We start from the raw sequence: 17,386 nt of genomic DNA, 5'->3' as shown, positions 1-17,386 counted from the left end.
ACTTATGTTGTGCCCATTAAATAAATTTTACTAAATTCTTTACCGTCAACTTTAAACGATAATTTCAACGCTGCTATTTTATCACTTCTAACGATAATTAATTTGTCTTTTATCTTCTGCCATTTTATAGTCGAATCGCCCTGTTTTATATCTTTGTTAAAAACATATTTGATGCTTAAATCACTAACCCCATCAATAAGCTCATAAGCCGAGGTATCATCCGGACCTTGTTTCACAAACTCATAAAGTGCGTAGATTTCTTTATTATACCTATCTTTACGACCTGTATCTGCTATAAAAAATGTTTCTAATATATACTTCCCGACATAATCACTCTCTTTAAATTTGTCTTCAATTCGCTGACTAGTTGAGACAAAATCTCCTGTAATAGCTGATACTTTTTCTAACTCACATTCTGTGGCATTACAAAGCACTAAGTAATCATTCGCTTTGATATCTTGTTCAGGAGAAACATCCTTTCTAAATTCATTTAACTTAAAAATATTATTTGATGAGTTCGTTTTCAATGAAGAATCAAGAGTCGTTCGCTGAATCATTATAAAGTCAGTTTTTGGTTGAACACAGTGAAGTTCAGTATAGATACTCATACTTTCTAAGTTTTTATTATCTTTTTGCTTTTGTTTGCACTGTTCTGAATCAAGCTTTAAATCTCCTGGTAAGCTTGGCATATTAGTTATTGGAGACTTTCCTATAGTTATAATACCTGTTTTACCAAATATATCACCAAAGTTATCCCCGGAGTTATCCACAAGGCCTTGATACATATCTCCATATTTTGACGCAAATCCAGCTCCACCGATAGCATTATAAAATATTTGCTTAATCATCAACTGCTTTGTATTCATCTGATGTTTTTTATCAAGCTTGTTATATTGATTTTTCATATCTATATAAATATTCAAAGCCATTCCCATTACAAGGGCTGCTATAACCATTGAGACCATTAACTCTGGCAAAGTAAATCCAGCGATCTTTTTATACTTCATCGCTTTCATTTTTCACAACCTCTCTTTCAACAATTTTTATTCTATCAGCAACTCCCATAGTATCATCAAAGGCTGCGATATTTACTATCTTATATACGATATTGACATCATTATCTTCTGCTTTTTGTGCTTTTTTATCGGCTTTTTCTGCCATCTTCTTGATATCAGCAACACTTAAAGCTTTAAATCTATTAACAGATTTTTCTTCTGATTTCTCCTCCGGTATTGATTCATTCTCTTGTTCGATAATTACAGTTTTTTTGAACTCAATTCCATTTTTAGTAGGCTTATCATCAAAAACGCCTGTAAGACGATAGATACTTACTCGCTCATCCAAAGTACTAGAGATTTCATCTTTCTTATTATCTAGTGCGATACTAACTAAAACACTATTTAAAAGTATAAAGCCTGAAGATAATACAAAAAGTAGAATCATTGCCGATAACATTGATTCTACTATCCCAAAACCTTTTTGGGATTTTATATTTTTTAGGCTCATGACTTCACAGAAAAGCTTTTATGCTTCTTTGAACTGTCCGAATGACATTAATTTATCATATCTTTTAGAATTTCTTTGCTCTACAGACATTTTACTTAATTCTTTAATTTCTGCTGAAAGAGCTTTTTTAATGTTTTCAGCAGTTACCCCATAGTCTCTATGCGCTCCACCTAATGGCTCAGGTACTACACCGTCGACTATTTTAAGCTCTTTAAGTCTATTAGAAGTAATATTCATCATTTGTGTAACTTCAGAAGCTTTTTCTGCAGTTTTATGAAGTATAGAAGCACACCCCTCTGGAGATATAGTAGCAAAATAGCTATATTGAAGCATAAGGAGTTTATCACCAACACCTATACCTAAAGCTCCGCCTGAACACCCTTCACCTATAACAGTACAAACTACCGGTACTTTAAGAGCACTCATCTCAAAAAGGTTTCTAGCAATAGCTTCACTTTGGCCACGCTCTTCTGCTTTAATTCCTGGATAAGCTCCTGGAGTATCTATAAATGTAACTACAGGCATATTGAATTTCTCAGCTAATTTCATAAGTCTTAGAGCCTTACGATAACCTTCTGGATGCATCATACCAAAGTTGTGTTTAATCTTACTTTTAGTATCACGCCCTTTTTCTTGGCCTATAACCATTACTGGTTGGTTATTTAGTTTTGCTAAACCACCAATTACAGCTAAATCATCACCAAAGGCTCTATCGCCATGAAGCTCTTGAAAATCTGTAAATACAAGAGGCAATAAATCTTTAAAATATGGTCTATCTGGGTGACGAGATAATTGTACTACTTGCCAGTCAGTCAGCTTAGAATATGTAGATTCCATAAATTCTAGTCTTTTCTTATTTAGCCTTTGTAATTCTTTATCTGTCTTTTCATCTTCAAATATATGTGATAAAGATGTGATTTTGTCTTCAACTTCTTTTATCTTTGATTCAAAATCTAGATAGTTCATTTAAGTACCTCTTGTTATAAATAAAAATATTAATCGTAAACGCTAACCATATATAATAATGTATTTTTCTAAAATAGAAAAGCAAAGAAAACGAACTGATATGATTTTTTTAATGGAACTTTATATAAAGCTACTGCTTTTTATTTTTCTTAAAATATTATACATCAAATTCTAATGCTCTTTTTGGTACTATATAACATTTCATCTACTCATTAAGGTAGAGTTAGAAAATCACCCTGTTATTTAATTTATCTAAAAACAAACCCACAAAAATATAACTATAGTTAAGTCTGCTAGCCAATGAGTGATTATCGGTGCTAGTAAACCTTTTACTTTATGCCTCATAACCCCTAAAGCACCAGCATATACAAAAGTCATACCAAAGCCAATCAATCCATTTGGAAAACCGCCTGCGTAATGAAAGCCTGCAAAAAGAAATGCTTGTAAGAATATAGCTACTGAAATACCGAAAATATCACTTAATTCTGTTTGGAGAATTCCTCTAAATACAATCTCTTCTACTATTGCATTTAATAGTGTTATCAAAGGAATTACTAGTAGTAACAAAATAGTACTATGCCTTTTTAACTCAGTTATAGTTGGAGCTCCCACACCTAAATTATCTGCCCACAATCCCCATAAAACTAAACTACTAGATGCTATAACAGCCACAAATGCTATAGCAAACCAAATCCTAACATCTTTAACCTTCCCGAAACTAAACAACCTAAAAACTTGTTTTCCATATATCAAAACAGATATAACCAAAGCAATTACAAGAGTGGCAAACATTGGATTTTGGTAAAGTGGAATTATCAGATAAATAGGCAAAGTTGATAAAAATAAAAATAGGCTTGAGTTAAATATCCTTTTCTCAATTAGTATGCTTAAAGTCAGTGATAAAGCAGAAAAAAATATTGCTAGACTTCCAAACAATTCATTCTGATAATAAATACATGAAGTTATAGAAAAAAGTACATTTATAACAAAAAAAGTTTTGATAATATTGAGTTTTGTAGACATTTTTGTGTGGTTATAAATAAATCTACAAATGATTATATAGAAAAACTACCTAGGTTGCCTCACAATATCTAGCTCTTTGAAAATACTTCTCAGTATCTTGAGCTAACAGTTTTTATATTCCACTCCATTCCATATGGATTAGTGGAAAGGGATTACCTTGACCATCCAATTCAGAGCGTCCAACTTTTTTGAACCCTACTTTTTCATAGAACTCAATTGCTTTTGAGTTTTGTTCGTTTACATCAACTTTTGAAGCGTCCAGATGGTTTATGGTATAATTTACTAGTTGGCTACCGATATTTTGTCTAAAATACTTTGGACTTACGAATAGCATTTCGATGTTAGCATCTGCAACACCAACAAACCCAGCTATTTCACCATTTTTGGTGATACAACGAAGCTCTACTGCATCAAAATAATGCTGTAAAATGAGAGGTTTTAATTCAAGAATGTTTTCCTCAGGCAAAAAATGATGAGTTACCCTGACTGAACCTTCCCAAACTTCAATGAGCTCTTCATAGTTTTCTCTAGTGATTAGTTTCACTTCCATTGATTTCCCCTTTGAATATAAATGTTTATTAATAATATTTTATCTCTAGAGACACCCCATTCTCTGATAATAATGACGCGTCTTTATGGATATATACATTTTATGTAGTTATTAGACAAATATACAAATGATTATAGAGAAAATTATTTTGGCTGCCAAACGATATCAAGCTCTTTAGCAGCTTTCACATCATCTAGGCGACGAGCTGGTAAGTTATACGGAGCACCTTTTAAATACTCTGGATTTTCTTTCGCAATATCACGAATCTCTACCATAGCTTTGATAAACTGCTCCATGCTGTCTACATTTTCAGTTTCAGTTGGCTCTATAAGTAAGCATTCTGGTACTAAGAGTGGGAAATACATAGTCGGAGCATGTACACCTCTGTCGATTAAGCATTTTGCAAAATCAGTAGCTGTTACACCATAGTTTTGTAGCTCTGGTTTTAGCGTTACGATAAATTCATGCGATGCTCTTCTTTCAGGATAAGCTATAGTAAAGCCCTCATCTTTTAGGCGAGCCATAATGTAGTTAGCATTTAGCGTAGCCATTTCAGATGCTTTAGTTAAGCCGTTACCACCAAGCATTGCACCATAAATCCATGCACGCATTAGCACACCGATATTACCGTTAAATGCTGATAATCTACCGATAGAGTTTGGTACATCTTCTTCTGTAAGCCATGCAAAACTACCATTTTTTTTACCAACTGTTGGAATAGGTAAAAACTCTTTTAGCTTGTCATTTACAGCTACAGGACCAGCACCAGGACCACCGCCACCATGAGGAGTAGCAAAAGTTTTGTGTAAATTCATGTGAAGTACATCAAATCCCATATCGCCAGGTCTTGCTTTACCCATAATTGCATTTAAGTTTGCACCATCATAGTAAAGCAAACCACCAGCTTCATGTACCATCTTAGCAATAGTACCGATACTTCTTTCAAACACACCTACAGTAGATGGATTTGTCAGCATAATACCTGCAGTCTTAGGGCCTAGTACTTTTTCCAAAGCTTCCATATCGATATCGCCACATTTTTTAGTAGGTATCTCGATAACTTTTAAGCCACAAACTTTTGCTGTAGCTGGATTTGTACCATGTGCAGCATCTGGAACGATGATTTCATTTCTTTCAAAATCACCGCGTTTGTGATGGTATGCTTTTATCATAGACACACCAGCAAACTCACCTTGAGCACCAGCCATAGGAGCTAAAGATACTCCTGTCATACCTGTAAGCTCTTTGATAAGCTCTTGAAGGTCATACATACACTCTAATGTACCTTGTACGCTTTCATTAGCTGAGTACGGATGTCTGTCTAAATACCCTGAAAGTGAAGCATACTTATGAGCTGCACGAGGATTGTACTTCATCGTACACGAACCTAATGGATAGAAGTTAGTATCTATACAAAAGTTCTTTTGTGAAAGCTGAGTATAATGTCTTACTACATCAAGCTCTGCCTGTTGTGGTAATATCGGCTTTTTAGCACGAAGCATACTTTCTGGAATTTTTGAGACACCATCAGCTTTTTTAGGAATAACTGCAGGAGAGTTATGACCACGAGTTTTTTCAAAAATAACCATTTCTTAACCTCCTACACCAGATTTTAATATTTTTTCAATTACTTTCTTAGCTGCAGCAACATACTCATCATGGTCACAATCACTATGAATTTCTGTTGAACAAATCATTATTGAATTTTGTAAGCTTTCATCAAACTGACCTAAGTCAAATCCAGCATCAAAACCTTCACTAGCCATTGCTTTAACAAAATCTTTTGCCTTAATTGGTAAATCAATAACCGCTTCATGGAAACGAACGCCATCAAATCTCTCACTCACACCATCTAAAGATACAAGTTTACTTGCTAGGCTATTAGTATTTACATGGCAATTCTCAGCAACTCGAGACAAACCTTCAGCACCCATCAAACTCATATAAATAGTAGCAGCTGTTACCATCAAACCTTGGTTAGTACAGATATTTGAAGTAGCCTTAGCACGACGAATATGTTGCTCACGAGCTTGTAAAGTAAGACAGAAACCTTCTTTACCATCTAAATCCACAGTTCTACCAACGATACGACCCGGCATTTGGCGTACAAAAGCCATTTTACAAGTCATGAAGCCAAAGTATGGACCACCAGAAGCTAAAGGCACACCTAATGGCTGACCTTCACCACAAACTATATCAGCTCCGCTTTCGCCCCATTCAACTGGTGGTTTTAGCATTGCTAATGAAACTGGATTAGTTACCGCTACAACTAAAGCACCATGATTATGTGCCCAATTAGTTAAGCCATCCACATCTGGAATTTGACCTAAGAAGTTAGGACTTTGAATAACTACAGCAGCGTACTTGTTATCTTCAAATGCTTTTAAAGCATCAACAGAAGTTTTACCTTCTTTCAAGTCTAAGCTAACAACATCAACTTCTACATCCTGGTGCTTAGTTATAGTGTCTACCACTTTTAAGTAAGTCGGATGCAAAGCATCTGCAACTAGTACTTTTAGTGATTTTGCTTTTTTGTTTGAGCGAATAGCCATCAAGATAGATTCTGCAAGAGCAGTTGCACCATCATACATAGAAGCATTTGATACATCCATACCTGTAAGAGAAGCTATCATTGTTTGGTATTCATAAATTACTTGTAAGCCACCTTGAGAAGCTTCTGCTTGATACGGCGTATATGCAGTATAAAACTCTCCTCTAGCAACTATATCCCATATAGCTGCAGGTATGTGATGCGTGTAAGCACCAGCACCGATAAAATTTACTAAATCTTTATTTTTAGATGCTCTTTTTTTAGCAACGCGAGCTAGTTCTATTTCACAGATACCATCAGCTATATCAAGCTTATCGGCTCTAAGCTCTGGTAAAATCTCATCAAATAAATCATCAACTGAATCTGCTTTAATTATACCGAGCATTTCTTTAATTTGCTCAGGTTTATGCGGAATAAAAGACATACTATCTCCTATGTATAGATGTTTAACTATTAGTTATAACTTTAAATGTGATAAGTATTTAATCAGCAATTATTTCTGAGTAGCTACTAGCTGACATAAGAGCATTCAACTCTGATTCATCAGATACTTTAAGTTTAAATAACCAACCTTCACTGTAAGGACTATGATTAACTTGTGCTGGATCATCAGATACTGAATCATTTATCTCTATAACTTCACCTGCCACTGGAGAATAAACATCAGAAGCCGCCTTTACAGATTCAACTACACAAGCATCATCACCTGTAGAAAACTCATCTCCAACCTCTGGTAACTCAACATATACAAGATCGCCCAGAAGTGATTGTGCATGCTCAGTAATACCTACAATTACTTCATCACCATCAACTTTTATCCATTCATGACTCTTTGTGTATTTTAGTTCACTAGGTATATCAGACATATTTATTCCTCCATTATATTGAAATGTATTTATCTTATTTTTTTTACTTATTTACTAGATAGCACAATGTACTTGACACTATCTCTACAATCATTTAGCTATAGCAGTGACTTACCATTTTTGACAAATCTAGGCTTAGTAACTTCTACATCAAGCTCTTTACCTCTGATATTCACTTTAGGATTAGCTCCTTCTTTAGGTATATATGCTAATGCTATCGCCACTTTTAAGCTTGGTGAGAAACTACCACTCGTAATATAACCTTTTTCACCATTATCAAAGTCTATTTCTTGGCCAGCCCTTAGTACACCTTTTGAATGAAGCACTACACCAGCCCACTTAGTTTTTACACCTTGCGCTTTTTTAGCAAGATACGCTTTCTTACCGTTAAACTCCCTATCTTCGTCAGATAAATCCACACTCCAACCCAAACCTCTTTCTAGTGGTGTAGTTTGAGTATTCATATCTTGACCATATAAGTGCATACCTGCTTCAAGCCTCAGAGTGTCTCTAGCACCTAAACCAGCTGGTTCAGCCCCATTCTCAAGCAACGCATTCCAAAAATTTACTGCTTTGCTTTGTGGTAAGATTATCTCGAAACCGTCTTCGCCTGTATAGCCTGTGCGAGCATACATCCACTCACCATCTAATTTAAAGCTAAATGGTTTTAACTCTACAAGCTCACTTGCGATACTAGAACCTACTGATTTAGCAACTATATCTTTAGCATTAGGTCCTTGTACTGCTATAATTGCAGAATCTTCACAAGTTGTAATAGCCACATCAAAATCTTTTGAGTTTTCTCTAAACCAAGCTACATCAGACTCTCTATTACCAGCATTGATAACTATTCTAAAGTGATTATCAGCAACCTTATAAGTTATCAAATCATCAATAATACAAGCATCATCATTAAGCATACAGCCATACAGCGCGTGATTTACTTGAAGTTTCTTTACATCATTAGCAAGTATGTTGCGCAAGAAATTCTCAGCATCTCTGCCTTCTATATCTACAGCAAGCATATGTGACACATCAAAGATACCGCAACTTGTACGAACAAGCTCATGCTCTTTGATTTGTGAACCATAATTTATCGGCATTGACCAACCCGAAAAATCTACCATGCGAGCACTTGCATTCACATGACAGTCATATAATGGAGTTTTAAGCATAGAAAAACCTTTTGAATAAAATTTAACACAATTCAGATAAATATCACTATACATTTTTAAAAGCTGTTTTATAAGTATTTTTTTAATTTTTGCAAAAAAATGTAGTTTAAAAAAACATCAATTGATTCCAATAAAAGGATCTTGCTAAAAAATAACTTCCTAACTTAAACTTTTAAGATAATATATAAAGCAAAATTTAAATGTATTTGTATTAGAAAAACAACAGTAAATACGCTATCATCTTGTTGTTATATTTTAAAATTTTCGTCAAACGATAAAATAAGGAAGGAAATCCATGAATTTACATGAATATCAAGCTAAAGATCTTTTAGAAAGCTACGGCTTAAAAGTTCAAAAAGGTATTGTTGCTCATAATCCAAATGAAGCTGCTCAAGCATTTGACCAAATCGGTAGTAAATTTGCTGTTGTTAAAGCACAGGTTCATGCTGGTGGGCGTGGTAAAGCTGGCGGTGTAAAAGTTGTTAAATCTTCACAGGAAGCACGTGAAGTCGCTGAAAGTCTTATCGGTACAAATCTAGTTACATTCCAAACTGATGCTGATGGTCAACCTGTAAATTCTGTAGGTATTTTCGAAGATGTATACCCAGTTTCTCGTGAATTATATTTAGGTGCTGTTGTAGACAGATCTAGCCGTAAAGTTACATTTATGGTTTCATCTGAAGGTGGTGTAGATATTGAAGAAGTAGCTCATAACACTCCAGAAAAAATTCTTAAAGTAGAAGTAGATCCATTAGTAGGCCTTCAACCATTCCAAGCTCGTGATGTTGCTTTTCAACTAGGCTTAGAAGGCAAACAAATCAACGACTTCACAAAGACTATGATAGGTGCTTACAAAGCATTTGTTGAATGTGACTTTGCACTATTTGAGATTAACCCTCTTGCTGTAAGAGAAAATGGTGAGATCGTATGTGTTGATGGTAAAATCAATCTTGATTCAAATGCTCTATACAGACATCCTAAACTTTTAGCTCTAAGAGATAAGTCTCAAGAAAACGCTAAAGAGCTTAAAGCATCTGAGCATGAGCTAAACTATGTTGCTCTTGAAGGTAATATCGGTTGTATGGTAAACGGCGCTGGTCTTGCAATGGCTACTATGGATATCATCCAGTTATATGGAGGTAAGCCTGCTAACTTCCTAGATGTAGGTGGTGGCGCAACTAAAGAAAGAGTTATCGAAGCATTTAAACTAATCTTAGATGATGAGAATGTAAAAGCTGTATTGATCAACATCTTCGGTGGTATCGTTAGATGTGACATGATCGCAGAAGCTATTATTGATGCTGTTAAAGAAGTAAATGTAACTGTACCAGTTGTTGTTCGTTTAGAAGGTAACAATGCTGAATTAGGTTCTAAAATCTTATCAGAGTCTGGCTTAAAGCTTATCCCTGCAGAAGGTTTAGCTGATGCTGCTGATAAAGTTGTAAAATCTCTAAAGTAATTTAAATAAAGACAGTTAAAAAGGATATTAAATAATGAGCGTATTAGTTAATAAAAACACAAAAGTTTTAGTACAAGGTTTTACTGGTAAAAACGGTACATTCCACTCAGAGCAAGCGATTGCTTATGGTACACAAATCGTAGGTGGTGTAACTCCTGGTAAAGGTGGTCAAACTCACCTAGATAGACCAGTCTTCAACACAATGAAAGAAGCTGTAGCTGCTACTGGTGCTGATGCATCTGTAATTTATGTACCTGCTCCATTTGTAAAAGATTCTGTTATCGAAGCAGTTGACTCTGGCGTAAAGCTTGTAGTTATAATCACTGAAGGCGTACCAACGTTAGATATGCTAGAAGTTAAAGAATACTTAAAAGATAAAGATGTACAAGTTGTAGGTCCTAACTGCCCTGGCGTTATCACTCCTGGTGAGTGTAAAATTGGTATTATGCCTGGTCATATACATCAGCCTGGTAAAGTTGGTATCATCTCTCGTTCTGGTACTTTAACTTATGAAGCAGTTGCTCAAACTACTAAGCTTGGTTTTGGTCAGTCTACTTGTATCGGTATAGGTGGCGACCCTATCCCAGGTATGAACCAAATCGAAGCTTTAAAACTTCTAGAAAAAGATCCTCAAACTGAAGCTATCATCCTTATCGGTGAGATTGGTGGTACTGCTGAAGAAGAAGCTGCTGAGTATATCAAGCACAATGTAACTAAGCCTGTAATCGGCTATATTGCTGGTGTTACAGCTCCTCCAGGTAAGCGTATGGGTCATGCTGGTGCTATCATCTCTGGTGGTACAGGTTCTGCTGAAGAAAAATTTGCTGCTTTTGAAGCTGCAGGTATTGCTTACACTAGATCACCTGCTGAACTAGGTTCTAAACTAAAAGAAGTTACTGGCTGGTAATGTATCTCAAATAGATTCTTCTAACTTTTTCTTATATAATATCTCTAAAATAAATCTACTTATATAATCAAATGTTTATATATTTTTTAATATTTATTTATAAAGTATCCTTTTTGGCTTTTATTGTATCACTAGCAAAAAACTCTAAAAGTGCTTGGTTAGCACTTTTACTATCAACAGTTGCTTATATACTAACAATGATACCTATAGAGCATATTAGTATATATAGTATGAGATACTTTTTAGATCAAGTATCTATTATCATACTCGCAATAATTGGCTTTTTAACTTATAACAAAAATGATGCTGTAAATAATTTCAAATCTGCTACCTTCATACAGCTCTCAATGATAATTATAACTTGTGTCATACTTGTTTCGAGCTATTATTACTATACTTTATGCATAGTCTCAGGTATATCTTTTGGGGATGACCCTGCTCGTTTTGGAGCTTTGTTTATTAAAATACTTTTCATCATTATGGGAATTTTAGCAGCACTACTTAAGCTACGCATATCTTATGTATATTTAGCAATTTCTATTCTTGCATCACTTGTTTATGGGATTCTTTGTTACCCTATTTTTAAAAACACTGCGGAATTAATATTTACATCTACTTCTCTTATAATCATGCAATTAATTCTTATAGTTGCATATAAAAAACATTTCTCCTCTAAAGAGTAATTTAAAGATAGTTCCTAAGCTAACCTAAAACACTCTTAACTACTACTTAGTTTTATGGTATCTTTATAGTCTTACTTTAATCACTAAAATAGAACGGAAATAATTTTGTTAGACTATAAAAATAACTTTATCGGCAGAAATGTTAAATCTGATGTTTTATCTGGATTTGTTGTCGCAGTTGCTCTTATACCTGAAGCTATAGGATTTTCAGTTATCGCTGGAGTCTCACCTACTGTAGGTTTATATACAGCCTTTATACTTGGTCTAATTACAGCATTAATTGGTGGTAAACCTGGCATGGTCTCAGGTGCTACTGGTGCTGTAGCAGTTGTGCTTGTAGGACTTGGCATACAAGTTAAAGCATCTCTATCACCTGAAATGCTCCAATCCTTAACAGCATCAGGTGAGCTCAGTAGCTATATATTACAATATATATTACTATGTGCGATTATGGCTGGTGTTATCCAAATAACTATAGGTTTACTTCGTCTAGGTAAACTGATTCGTTTAGTGCCTCAACCTGCGATGTATGGCTTTGTAAATGGTCTAGCTATAGTTATTGCTTTAGCTCAAATACCTTTATTTCATCACGAAGGTCCTATGATGTATGGCCTGGTATTACTAACTATGTTTATTGTTTACTTCCTACCCAAATTTACAGATAAAGTACCTTCGGGCTTGGTTGCAATAATTGCAATAACAGCTATTGTTGTTATATTTAAAGTCGATACAAAAAGCGTTGGGGACTTAGCTGATATTTCTGGAGCTTTTCCTAGTTTCGCTATCCCAAATATTCACATTACTACTGAATCTTTTATTACAGTACTGCCTTTCGCAGTTATTGTTGCTTTAGTTGGATTGATTGAGTCATTACTTACTTTATCTGTACTAGATGAGATGGATGAAAAACATGGCAATGGTAACCAGGAATGTATTGCCCAAGGTGTTGGTAATATTACTTGTGGTTTCTTTGGTGGTATGGCTGGATGCACTATGATAGGACAATCCATCATTAACTTCACTAATGGTGGGCGTGGTAGATTATCATCACTTACAGCTGCCTTGTTACTTATATCTTTTGTAGTTGCCTTGTCAGGATACATCTCATACATTCCTGTAGCAGTCCTAGCAGGAATTATGTTTATGGTCTGTATCAACACATTTGAATGGGAAAGTGTAAATCGCATTAGATATATGCCAAATTCTGACAAATTTGTACTCGTTGCTGTTACAGCTATTACAGTTTATTCAGATTTAGCTATAGCTGTTATTTCTGGTGTAATAATATCTGCGTTAGTTTTTGCATGGAAAAGTTCACAAGTTCACAGTCGTACACACCGTGAAGATGAAAATACTAAAGTATATGAATTTTTCGGTCCACTATTCTTTGGTTCTACTGGTTCTTTTAAAAGCTTATTAGACATTAATTTTGACCCCGAAAATATTGTCCTTGATTTTGCAAACTCGAGAGTTATGGATATATCTGGGGCTGAAGCTATTGACGACATTACAAAAAAATACCTAGATTTAGGTAAAAAAGTGACAGTTAAGCACCTAAGTAAAGACTGCCGTAAAGTTCTTAAAAATGCTGGTCCTTACTGTGTATTTGAAGAAATTGATCCAACTTACAAAATAGCGAGAGATATGTAATATGCTAAAAACAAAAATTAATACTGTAAATGCTCCTCAAGCAATAGGTTCTTATGAGCAAGCAATTGTTGTGAATGATTTTGTTTATACCTCAGGACAAATTGGTTTAAAGCCTAATGGTGAATTAGTTGGTGAGTGTATAAAAGAGCAAACAACTCAATGTATGCAAAATTTAAAAGCTGTATTAGAAGCTGCAGGCTCTAATTTAGACAAAGTTATTAAAGTAACTATATTTATAAAAGATATGGTTGAATTTAAAACCATAGATAATATTTATGGGGCTTTTTTTAATAATAACTTTCCAGCTCGCTCTTGTGTTGAAGTTGCTAGATTACCTAAAGATGTTCGCGTTGAAATAGAGGCTATAGCTACACTATAAAATAAATCCTTAGTTATTGAAACAAATCAAGACTTAGATTCAATAACTAAAAGAGATTCGTAAAGCAATTATTTTTAATCTATTCTACAATGCTATGATTTTGATATATGCTAATATATATAGCTTAACAACTTTTAAAAAATACTCTTAAATAATTTACTTATTATCCATTCTTAATGTATATTTTCTAGTAATCATATCTACTTTATAATTAAGAAATTGTAATGAAAATATTTAAACATCTTTATGCTCAAGTTTTAGTGGGTATTTTTATTGGAATAATCCTGGGCATATTTGCTCCAAGTATTGCCATTAGCTTAAAGCCTTTTGCAGATGTATTTATTAAGTTAATAAAACTAATGATTGCTCCTATCATATTTTTAACTCTAGTCTCTGGCATAGCTGCTATGAGTGATCTAAAGGCTGTTGGTAAAATTGGTGGTATCGCTCTACTATATTTTTTCGCTACTACAATTGTCGCTTTATCTATAGGCATGATTATTGCCAATTTAGTCAAGCCTGGAATTGGATTAAATATAGATCCAAACTCTCTAGATATAAATAGTGCTAAAGCCTATATGGGTAATGTTGAGCATATGGAGAGCGTACAAGACTTCTTTATGAACATTATCCCTCATACATTTGCTGGTGCTTTTACTGATGGTGATATTTTACAGGTACTATTTGTGGCAATATTATTTGCTGTGGGTCTAGTAGCTTATGGAGAAAAAGCTCAACCAATAATTATTGGCATTCAATCTCTATCTCAAGTATTTTTTAAAATCATTCATATAATCATGTACTACTCACCTTTAGCAGCATGTGCTGCAATGGGTTACACTATAGGTATGTATGGTACCGATACTCTTTTTGGGCTTTTAGGTTTATTACTATGCTTTTATGCTACTTGCTTAATTTTTATATTAGGAATATTGGGTTTAATTTTAAGACTTTATTGTGGTATAAACATCTTTAAGCTTTTAGGCTATATAAAAACTGAGATTTTAATCGTGCTAGGAACATCTTCTTCTGAAACAGTATTACCAAATTTAATGGAAAAATTAGAGAAACTTGGTTGTGACAAATCTGTTGTCGGCCTTGTTATACCAACTGGTTACTCTTTCAATTTAGATGGTACAGCTATATATCTATCGTTAGCAGCTATATTTATTGCTCAGGCTTTAGGTGTAGATCTTACACTACAAGAACAGTTATTTATGTTAATTATTATGATTGTTAGCTCAAAAGGTGCTGCTGGCGTTACTGGTAGTGGGTTTATAATCCTAGCTAGTACTTTAAGTGCATTAGGGACTGTTCCTGTAGCTGGTATTGTGATTATACTAGGTATAGATAGATTTATGTCTGAAGGTCGTTCAATCACAAATATGATCGGAAATACTGTTGGTACAATTATTATTTCTAAGTGGCATGGTAAATTAAATACTGAGCAACTAAAGCATCAACTAAGTTAGAGGATGCTTTTTTAAATGCTTATAGATAAAATAATTAATGAATATGATAAGGATTATTGTACATTTTTAGAACTTTGCTATGGCGAAGGGTTGATGTCCGAAGGTGGCACAGAGGCTATTAATGACTTAATAAAACCATATAACCTAAACAATAAAAAAGTTTTAGAAATAGGTTTTGGCTTAGGAGGTATGGCAAAACATTTAGCTAAAAAGTTTCCTCAAATTGATTACTATGGTTTAGAAATAAATCCATACTTAGTAAAAACAGCTACATTTAAATACTCTCAAGAAAATGTGAAATTCTTGCTTTATAAAGATAATGATAACCTACCTTTTGAAGATTGTTTTTTTGACTATATTTTGTCTGATGGTGTTTTAGTCCATGTTCCTTTAAAAACTAAGCCAACTCTGTTTAATGAGCTATCACGAATCATAAGGAAAAGTGGTCAAATAATTATTTTTGATTGGTTAAGTCGAGATGGTGTCGGATTTGGTGGAAAAATCGACAAAATGTCTGAAATAGAAGGTTTATCACTGTTTCCAACAACTGAAAAACAATATAGAGGAATATTTAAAAACTTAGGGTTTAAGAATATACAAATATCTGATGAAAATACAAATTATACCCGTTATAACCATAATATTGTTAAACGCATGCAGAGTACTATAATAAAAGATACGATTATTAAAAAATATGGTTTAGAATACTACAATGAAGCTGTTAATTGTTATACATGGATAGCTGAAGCATTTGCAGAAAATGAGTTTTTAGCTAGGAAAATTACTGCTAAAATATGAAAAATAACCTTCTAAACATAAAATACCCGATAATCCAAGCACCAATGGCAGGTAATATCTTATCTGCTGAATTTATAGCACACATTGCCAACAGTGGCTTTTTGGGCATGATCCCGGCTGGGTATCTAAGTTTAATTAACTTAGAAAAGATGATTAAAAATGTTTTTTCAATGCTAAACAGTCATAAATCTGCTATAGGTTTAAATCTATTCATTGAAAACCACAAATCTCAAACTTTACAAAAAAATCAAAGAGCAATATCTCTCGAAACAAGCCTGATTAAAAATAAGAATAACTCTGTAGAGTTTGAAGTTCCTGCTAGTATAGATGAAAATGCATACATAAATCTAATCTTAAAATATGATATAAAAATAGTTAGTATGACTTTTGGTCTTTTAAGTGATAAAGCAATTATAGAGCTAAAGAATCACGGTATAAAACTAATAGCAAATGCGACCTCTATTGATGAAATAGCATACTCCATTGACAAAGGTATAGATATTATCATAATACAAGGAAATGAAGCTGGTGGACATCAAGCTAGCTTTCTACACAATCAAATCAACAAAAATACAACCCTTGAGCTTCTAAAAAGTGCTAAACAAAAATATCTATCAAAATGCTTCATCGCAGCTGGAGGAATTAGCATAAGTAATATACAAAACTACTTTAATGCAGGTGCTGATTATATACAACTTGGTAGTGCTTTTATGATGACTAATGAAAGCAATATTTCTAAAGAAACTAAAAACCATATTCGCAATAATTTCTCTACTGTAGTTTCAAACAATATAACAGGCAAATATGCTCGAGGTATCGCTAATACTCTAATAAAAGATTCTTCTATTCGAGAGTACACTTTTCCGATACAACATTATCATACTACTAATTTGCGCAAATATGCAAAAAGTGAAAATGATTTTGAGTTACAATCACTATGGATAGGCTCAAACAAGGATAATATCCATACAAAAAATTTGTTTGATTTTATTGTAGAGTTAAAAGATAGGCTTAATTATATTGATTAACTGTGAGCCATTTTTTCAAGAGTTTCAATGCTAATCACTTCAAGCGTTAGCTCATTAGTAGCTTCTAGAATAACTTTTGGAGCTACTCCTTGCTTATAAGCTTCTAGCCATCTTAATGCACACAAACACCATTTATCCCCTGGTTTTAAACCTGGAAAACCAAACGCTCGGTTAGGTGTGCTTAAATCATTACCTTTTGTAGCTGTATAATCTAAAAATTCTTGTGTAAGAATCACACAAACTGTATGGAGGCCAAAATCAGCTGTTTCAGTTTTGCAAAAACCATCACGATAATAGCCTGTCATCGGCTCAAAACAGCAAGCTTGTAATTTTGAACCCAAAACATTTTTTTGATTATTCATTTGAAAAAATC

General features: G+C 33.8%; 18 protein-coding genes. 8 read left to right on the top strand and 10 right to left on the bottom strand.

Features of this window, described 5'->3' with window-relative positions; genetic code table 11:
* Positions 1 to 2: 2 nt before the first annotated feature.
* The 9 genes from CDH04_RS03730 to gcvT all read right to left on the bottom strand — a co-directional run bounded on the left by CDH04_RS03730 (position 3) and on the right by gcvT (position 8,637).
* Positions 3 to 1,016: a PilW family protein gene (locus CDH04_RS03730; RefSeq protein WP_112869745.1), complete on the bottom strand. Its 1,014-nt coding sequence runs from the start codon at positions 1,014 to 1,016 to the stop codon at positions 3 to 5.
* Entirely contained in the window at positions 997 to 1,506 is a 510-nt protein-coding gene (locus tag CDH04_RS03725) for a pilus assembly protein (protein ID WP_162699193.1), read from the bottom strand. Before CDH04_RS03725 ends, CDH04_RS03730 begins: the two co-directional genes overlap by 20 nt.
* A gap of 18 nt (positions 1,507 to 1,524) precedes the next feature.
* Positions 1,525 to 2,472 carry an acetyl-CoA carboxylase carboxyltransferase subunit alpha gene (locus CDH04_RS03720; RefSeq protein WP_112869744.1) on the bottom strand — a complete coding sequence of 316 codons (948 nt, stop codon included), beginning with the start codon at positions 2,470 to 2,472 and terminating at the stop codon, positions 1,525 to 1,527.
* A gap of 252 nt (positions 2,473 to 2,724) precedes the next feature.
* Positions 2,725 to 3,495 carry a CPBP family intramembrane glutamic endopeptidase gene (locus CDH04_RS03715; RefSeq protein ID WP_112869743.1) on the bottom strand — a complete coding sequence of 257 codons (771 nt, stop codon included), beginning with the start codon at positions 3,493 to 3,495 and terminating at the stop codon, positions 2,725 to 2,727.
* Between the two features lie 112 nt (positions 3,496 to 3,607).
* Positions 3,608 to 4,039, bottom strand: a complete 432-nt coding sequence (locus CDH04_RS03710; protein ID WP_200164543.1) for a GNAT family N-acetyltransferase — start codon at positions 4,037 to 4,039, stop codon at positions 3,608 to 3,610.
* Positions 4,040 to 4,188: 149 nt separating this feature from the next.
* Positions 4,189 to 5,634 (bottom strand): aminomethyl-transferring glycine dehydrogenase subunit GcvPB, encoded by a 1,446-nt coding sequence (gene gcvPB, locus CDH04_RS03705; RefSeq protein ID WP_112869741.1) that lies wholly within the window; start codon positions 5,632 to 5,634, stop codon positions 4,189 to 4,191.
* A gap of 3 nt (positions 5,635 to 5,637) precedes the next feature.
* Positions 5,638 to 7,020: an aminomethyl-transferring glycine dehydrogenase subunit GcvPA gene (gene gcvPA, locus CDH04_RS03700; RefSeq protein ID WP_112869740.1), complete on the bottom strand. Its 1,383-nt coding sequence runs from the start codon at positions 7,018 to 7,020 to the stop codon at positions 5,638 to 5,640.
* 58 nt (positions 7,021 to 7,078) lie between these two features.
* Positions 7,079 to 7,462 (bottom strand): glycine cleavage system protein GcvH, encoded by a 384-nt coding sequence (gene gcvH / locus CDH04_RS03695; RefSeq protein ID WP_112869739.1) that lies wholly within the window; start codon positions 7,460 to 7,462, stop codon positions 7,079 to 7,081.
* 98 nt (positions 7,463 to 7,560) lie between these two features.
* The gene (gene gcvT, locus CDH04_RS03690; protein WP_112870890.1) at positions 7,561 to 8,637 is read right to left on the bottom strand and encodes a glycine cleavage system aminomethyltransferase GcvT; all 1,077 of its coding nucleotides are present in this window, start codon (positions 8,635 to 8,637) and stop codon (positions 7,561 to 7,563) included.
* 295 nt (positions 8,638 to 8,932) lie between these two features.
* On the opposite strand from gcvT, the gene sucC reads away from it, so the two are divergent.
* From sucC to CDH04_RS03650, 8 genes are all read left to right on the top strand, one after another.
* The gene (gene sucC / locus CDH04_RS03685) at positions 8,933 to 10,096 is read left to right on the top strand and encodes an ADP-forming succinate--CoA ligase subunit beta (RefSeq protein WP_112869738.1); all 1,164 of its coding nucleotides are present in this window, start codon (positions 8,933 to 8,935) and stop codon (positions 10,094 to 10,096) included.
* Positions 10,097 to 10,130: 34 nt separating this feature from the next.
* Complete coding sequence (gene sucD / locus CDH04_RS03680; protein WP_112869737.1) at positions 10,131 to 11,003, top strand: succinate--CoA ligase subunit alpha; 873 nt, start codon at positions 10,131 to 10,133, stop codon at positions 11,001 to 11,003.
* A 113-nt stretch (positions 11,004 to 11,116) separates the two neighbouring features.
* Complete coding sequence (locus tag CDH04_RS03675; protein WP_112869736.1) at positions 11,117 to 11,686, top strand: hypothetical protein; 570 nt, start codon at positions 11,117 to 11,119, stop codon at positions 11,684 to 11,686.
* Positions 11,687 to 11,791: 105 nt separating this feature from the next.
* Positions 11,792 to 13,336, top strand: coding sequence for a SulP family inorganic anion transporter (locus CDH04_RS03670; protein ID WP_112869735.1), 1,545 nt, complete (start codon positions 11,792 to 11,794; stop codon positions 13,334 to 13,336).
* 1 nt (position 13,337) lies between these two features.
* Entirely contained in the window at positions 13,338 to 13,715 is a 378-nt protein-coding gene (locus CDH04_RS03665) for a RidA family protein (protein WP_112869734.1), read from the top strand.
* A 224-nt stretch (positions 13,716 to 13,939) separates the two neighbouring features.
* Complete coding sequence (dctA, locus tag CDH04_RS03660) at positions 13,940 to 15,187, top strand: C4-dicarboxylate transporter DctA (protein WP_112869733.1); 1,248 nt, start codon at positions 13,940 to 13,942, stop codon at positions 15,185 to 15,187.
* A gap of 15 nt (positions 15,188 to 15,202) precedes the next feature.
* Complete coding sequence (locus tag CDH04_RS03655; RefSeq protein ID WP_112869732.1) at positions 15,203 to 15,985, top strand: class I SAM-dependent methyltransferase; 783 nt, start codon at positions 15,203 to 15,205, stop codon at positions 15,983 to 15,985.
* Entirely contained in the window at positions 15,982 to 17,013 is a 1,032-nt protein-coding gene (locus CDH04_RS03650; RefSeq protein WP_112869731.1) for an NAD(P)H-dependent flavin oxidoreductase, read from the top strand. The genes CDH04_RS03655 and CDH04_RS03650 overlap by 4 nt, the downstream gene beginning before the upstream one ends.
* Here the strand turns inward: CDH04_RS03650 and CDH04_RS03645 are convergent.
* A complete protein-coding gene (locus tag CDH04_RS03645; RefSeq protein ID WP_112869730.1) occupies positions 17,010 to 17,375 on the bottom strand; it encodes a DUF2237 family protein in 366 nt (121 codons plus the stop codon). The genes CDH04_RS03650 and CDH04_RS03645 overlap by 4 nt on opposite strands.
* Positions 17,376 to 17,386 lie beyond the last annotated feature (11 nt).

The organism is Francisella adeliensis (genome assembly GCF_003290445.1).
GTDB lineage: Bacteria > Pseudomonadota > Gammaproteobacteria > Francisellales > Francisellaceae > Francisella > Francisella adeliensis.
Note: the sequence above shows the minus strand (reverse complement) of the source record. Positions and strands in the feature narration are given on the sequence as shown.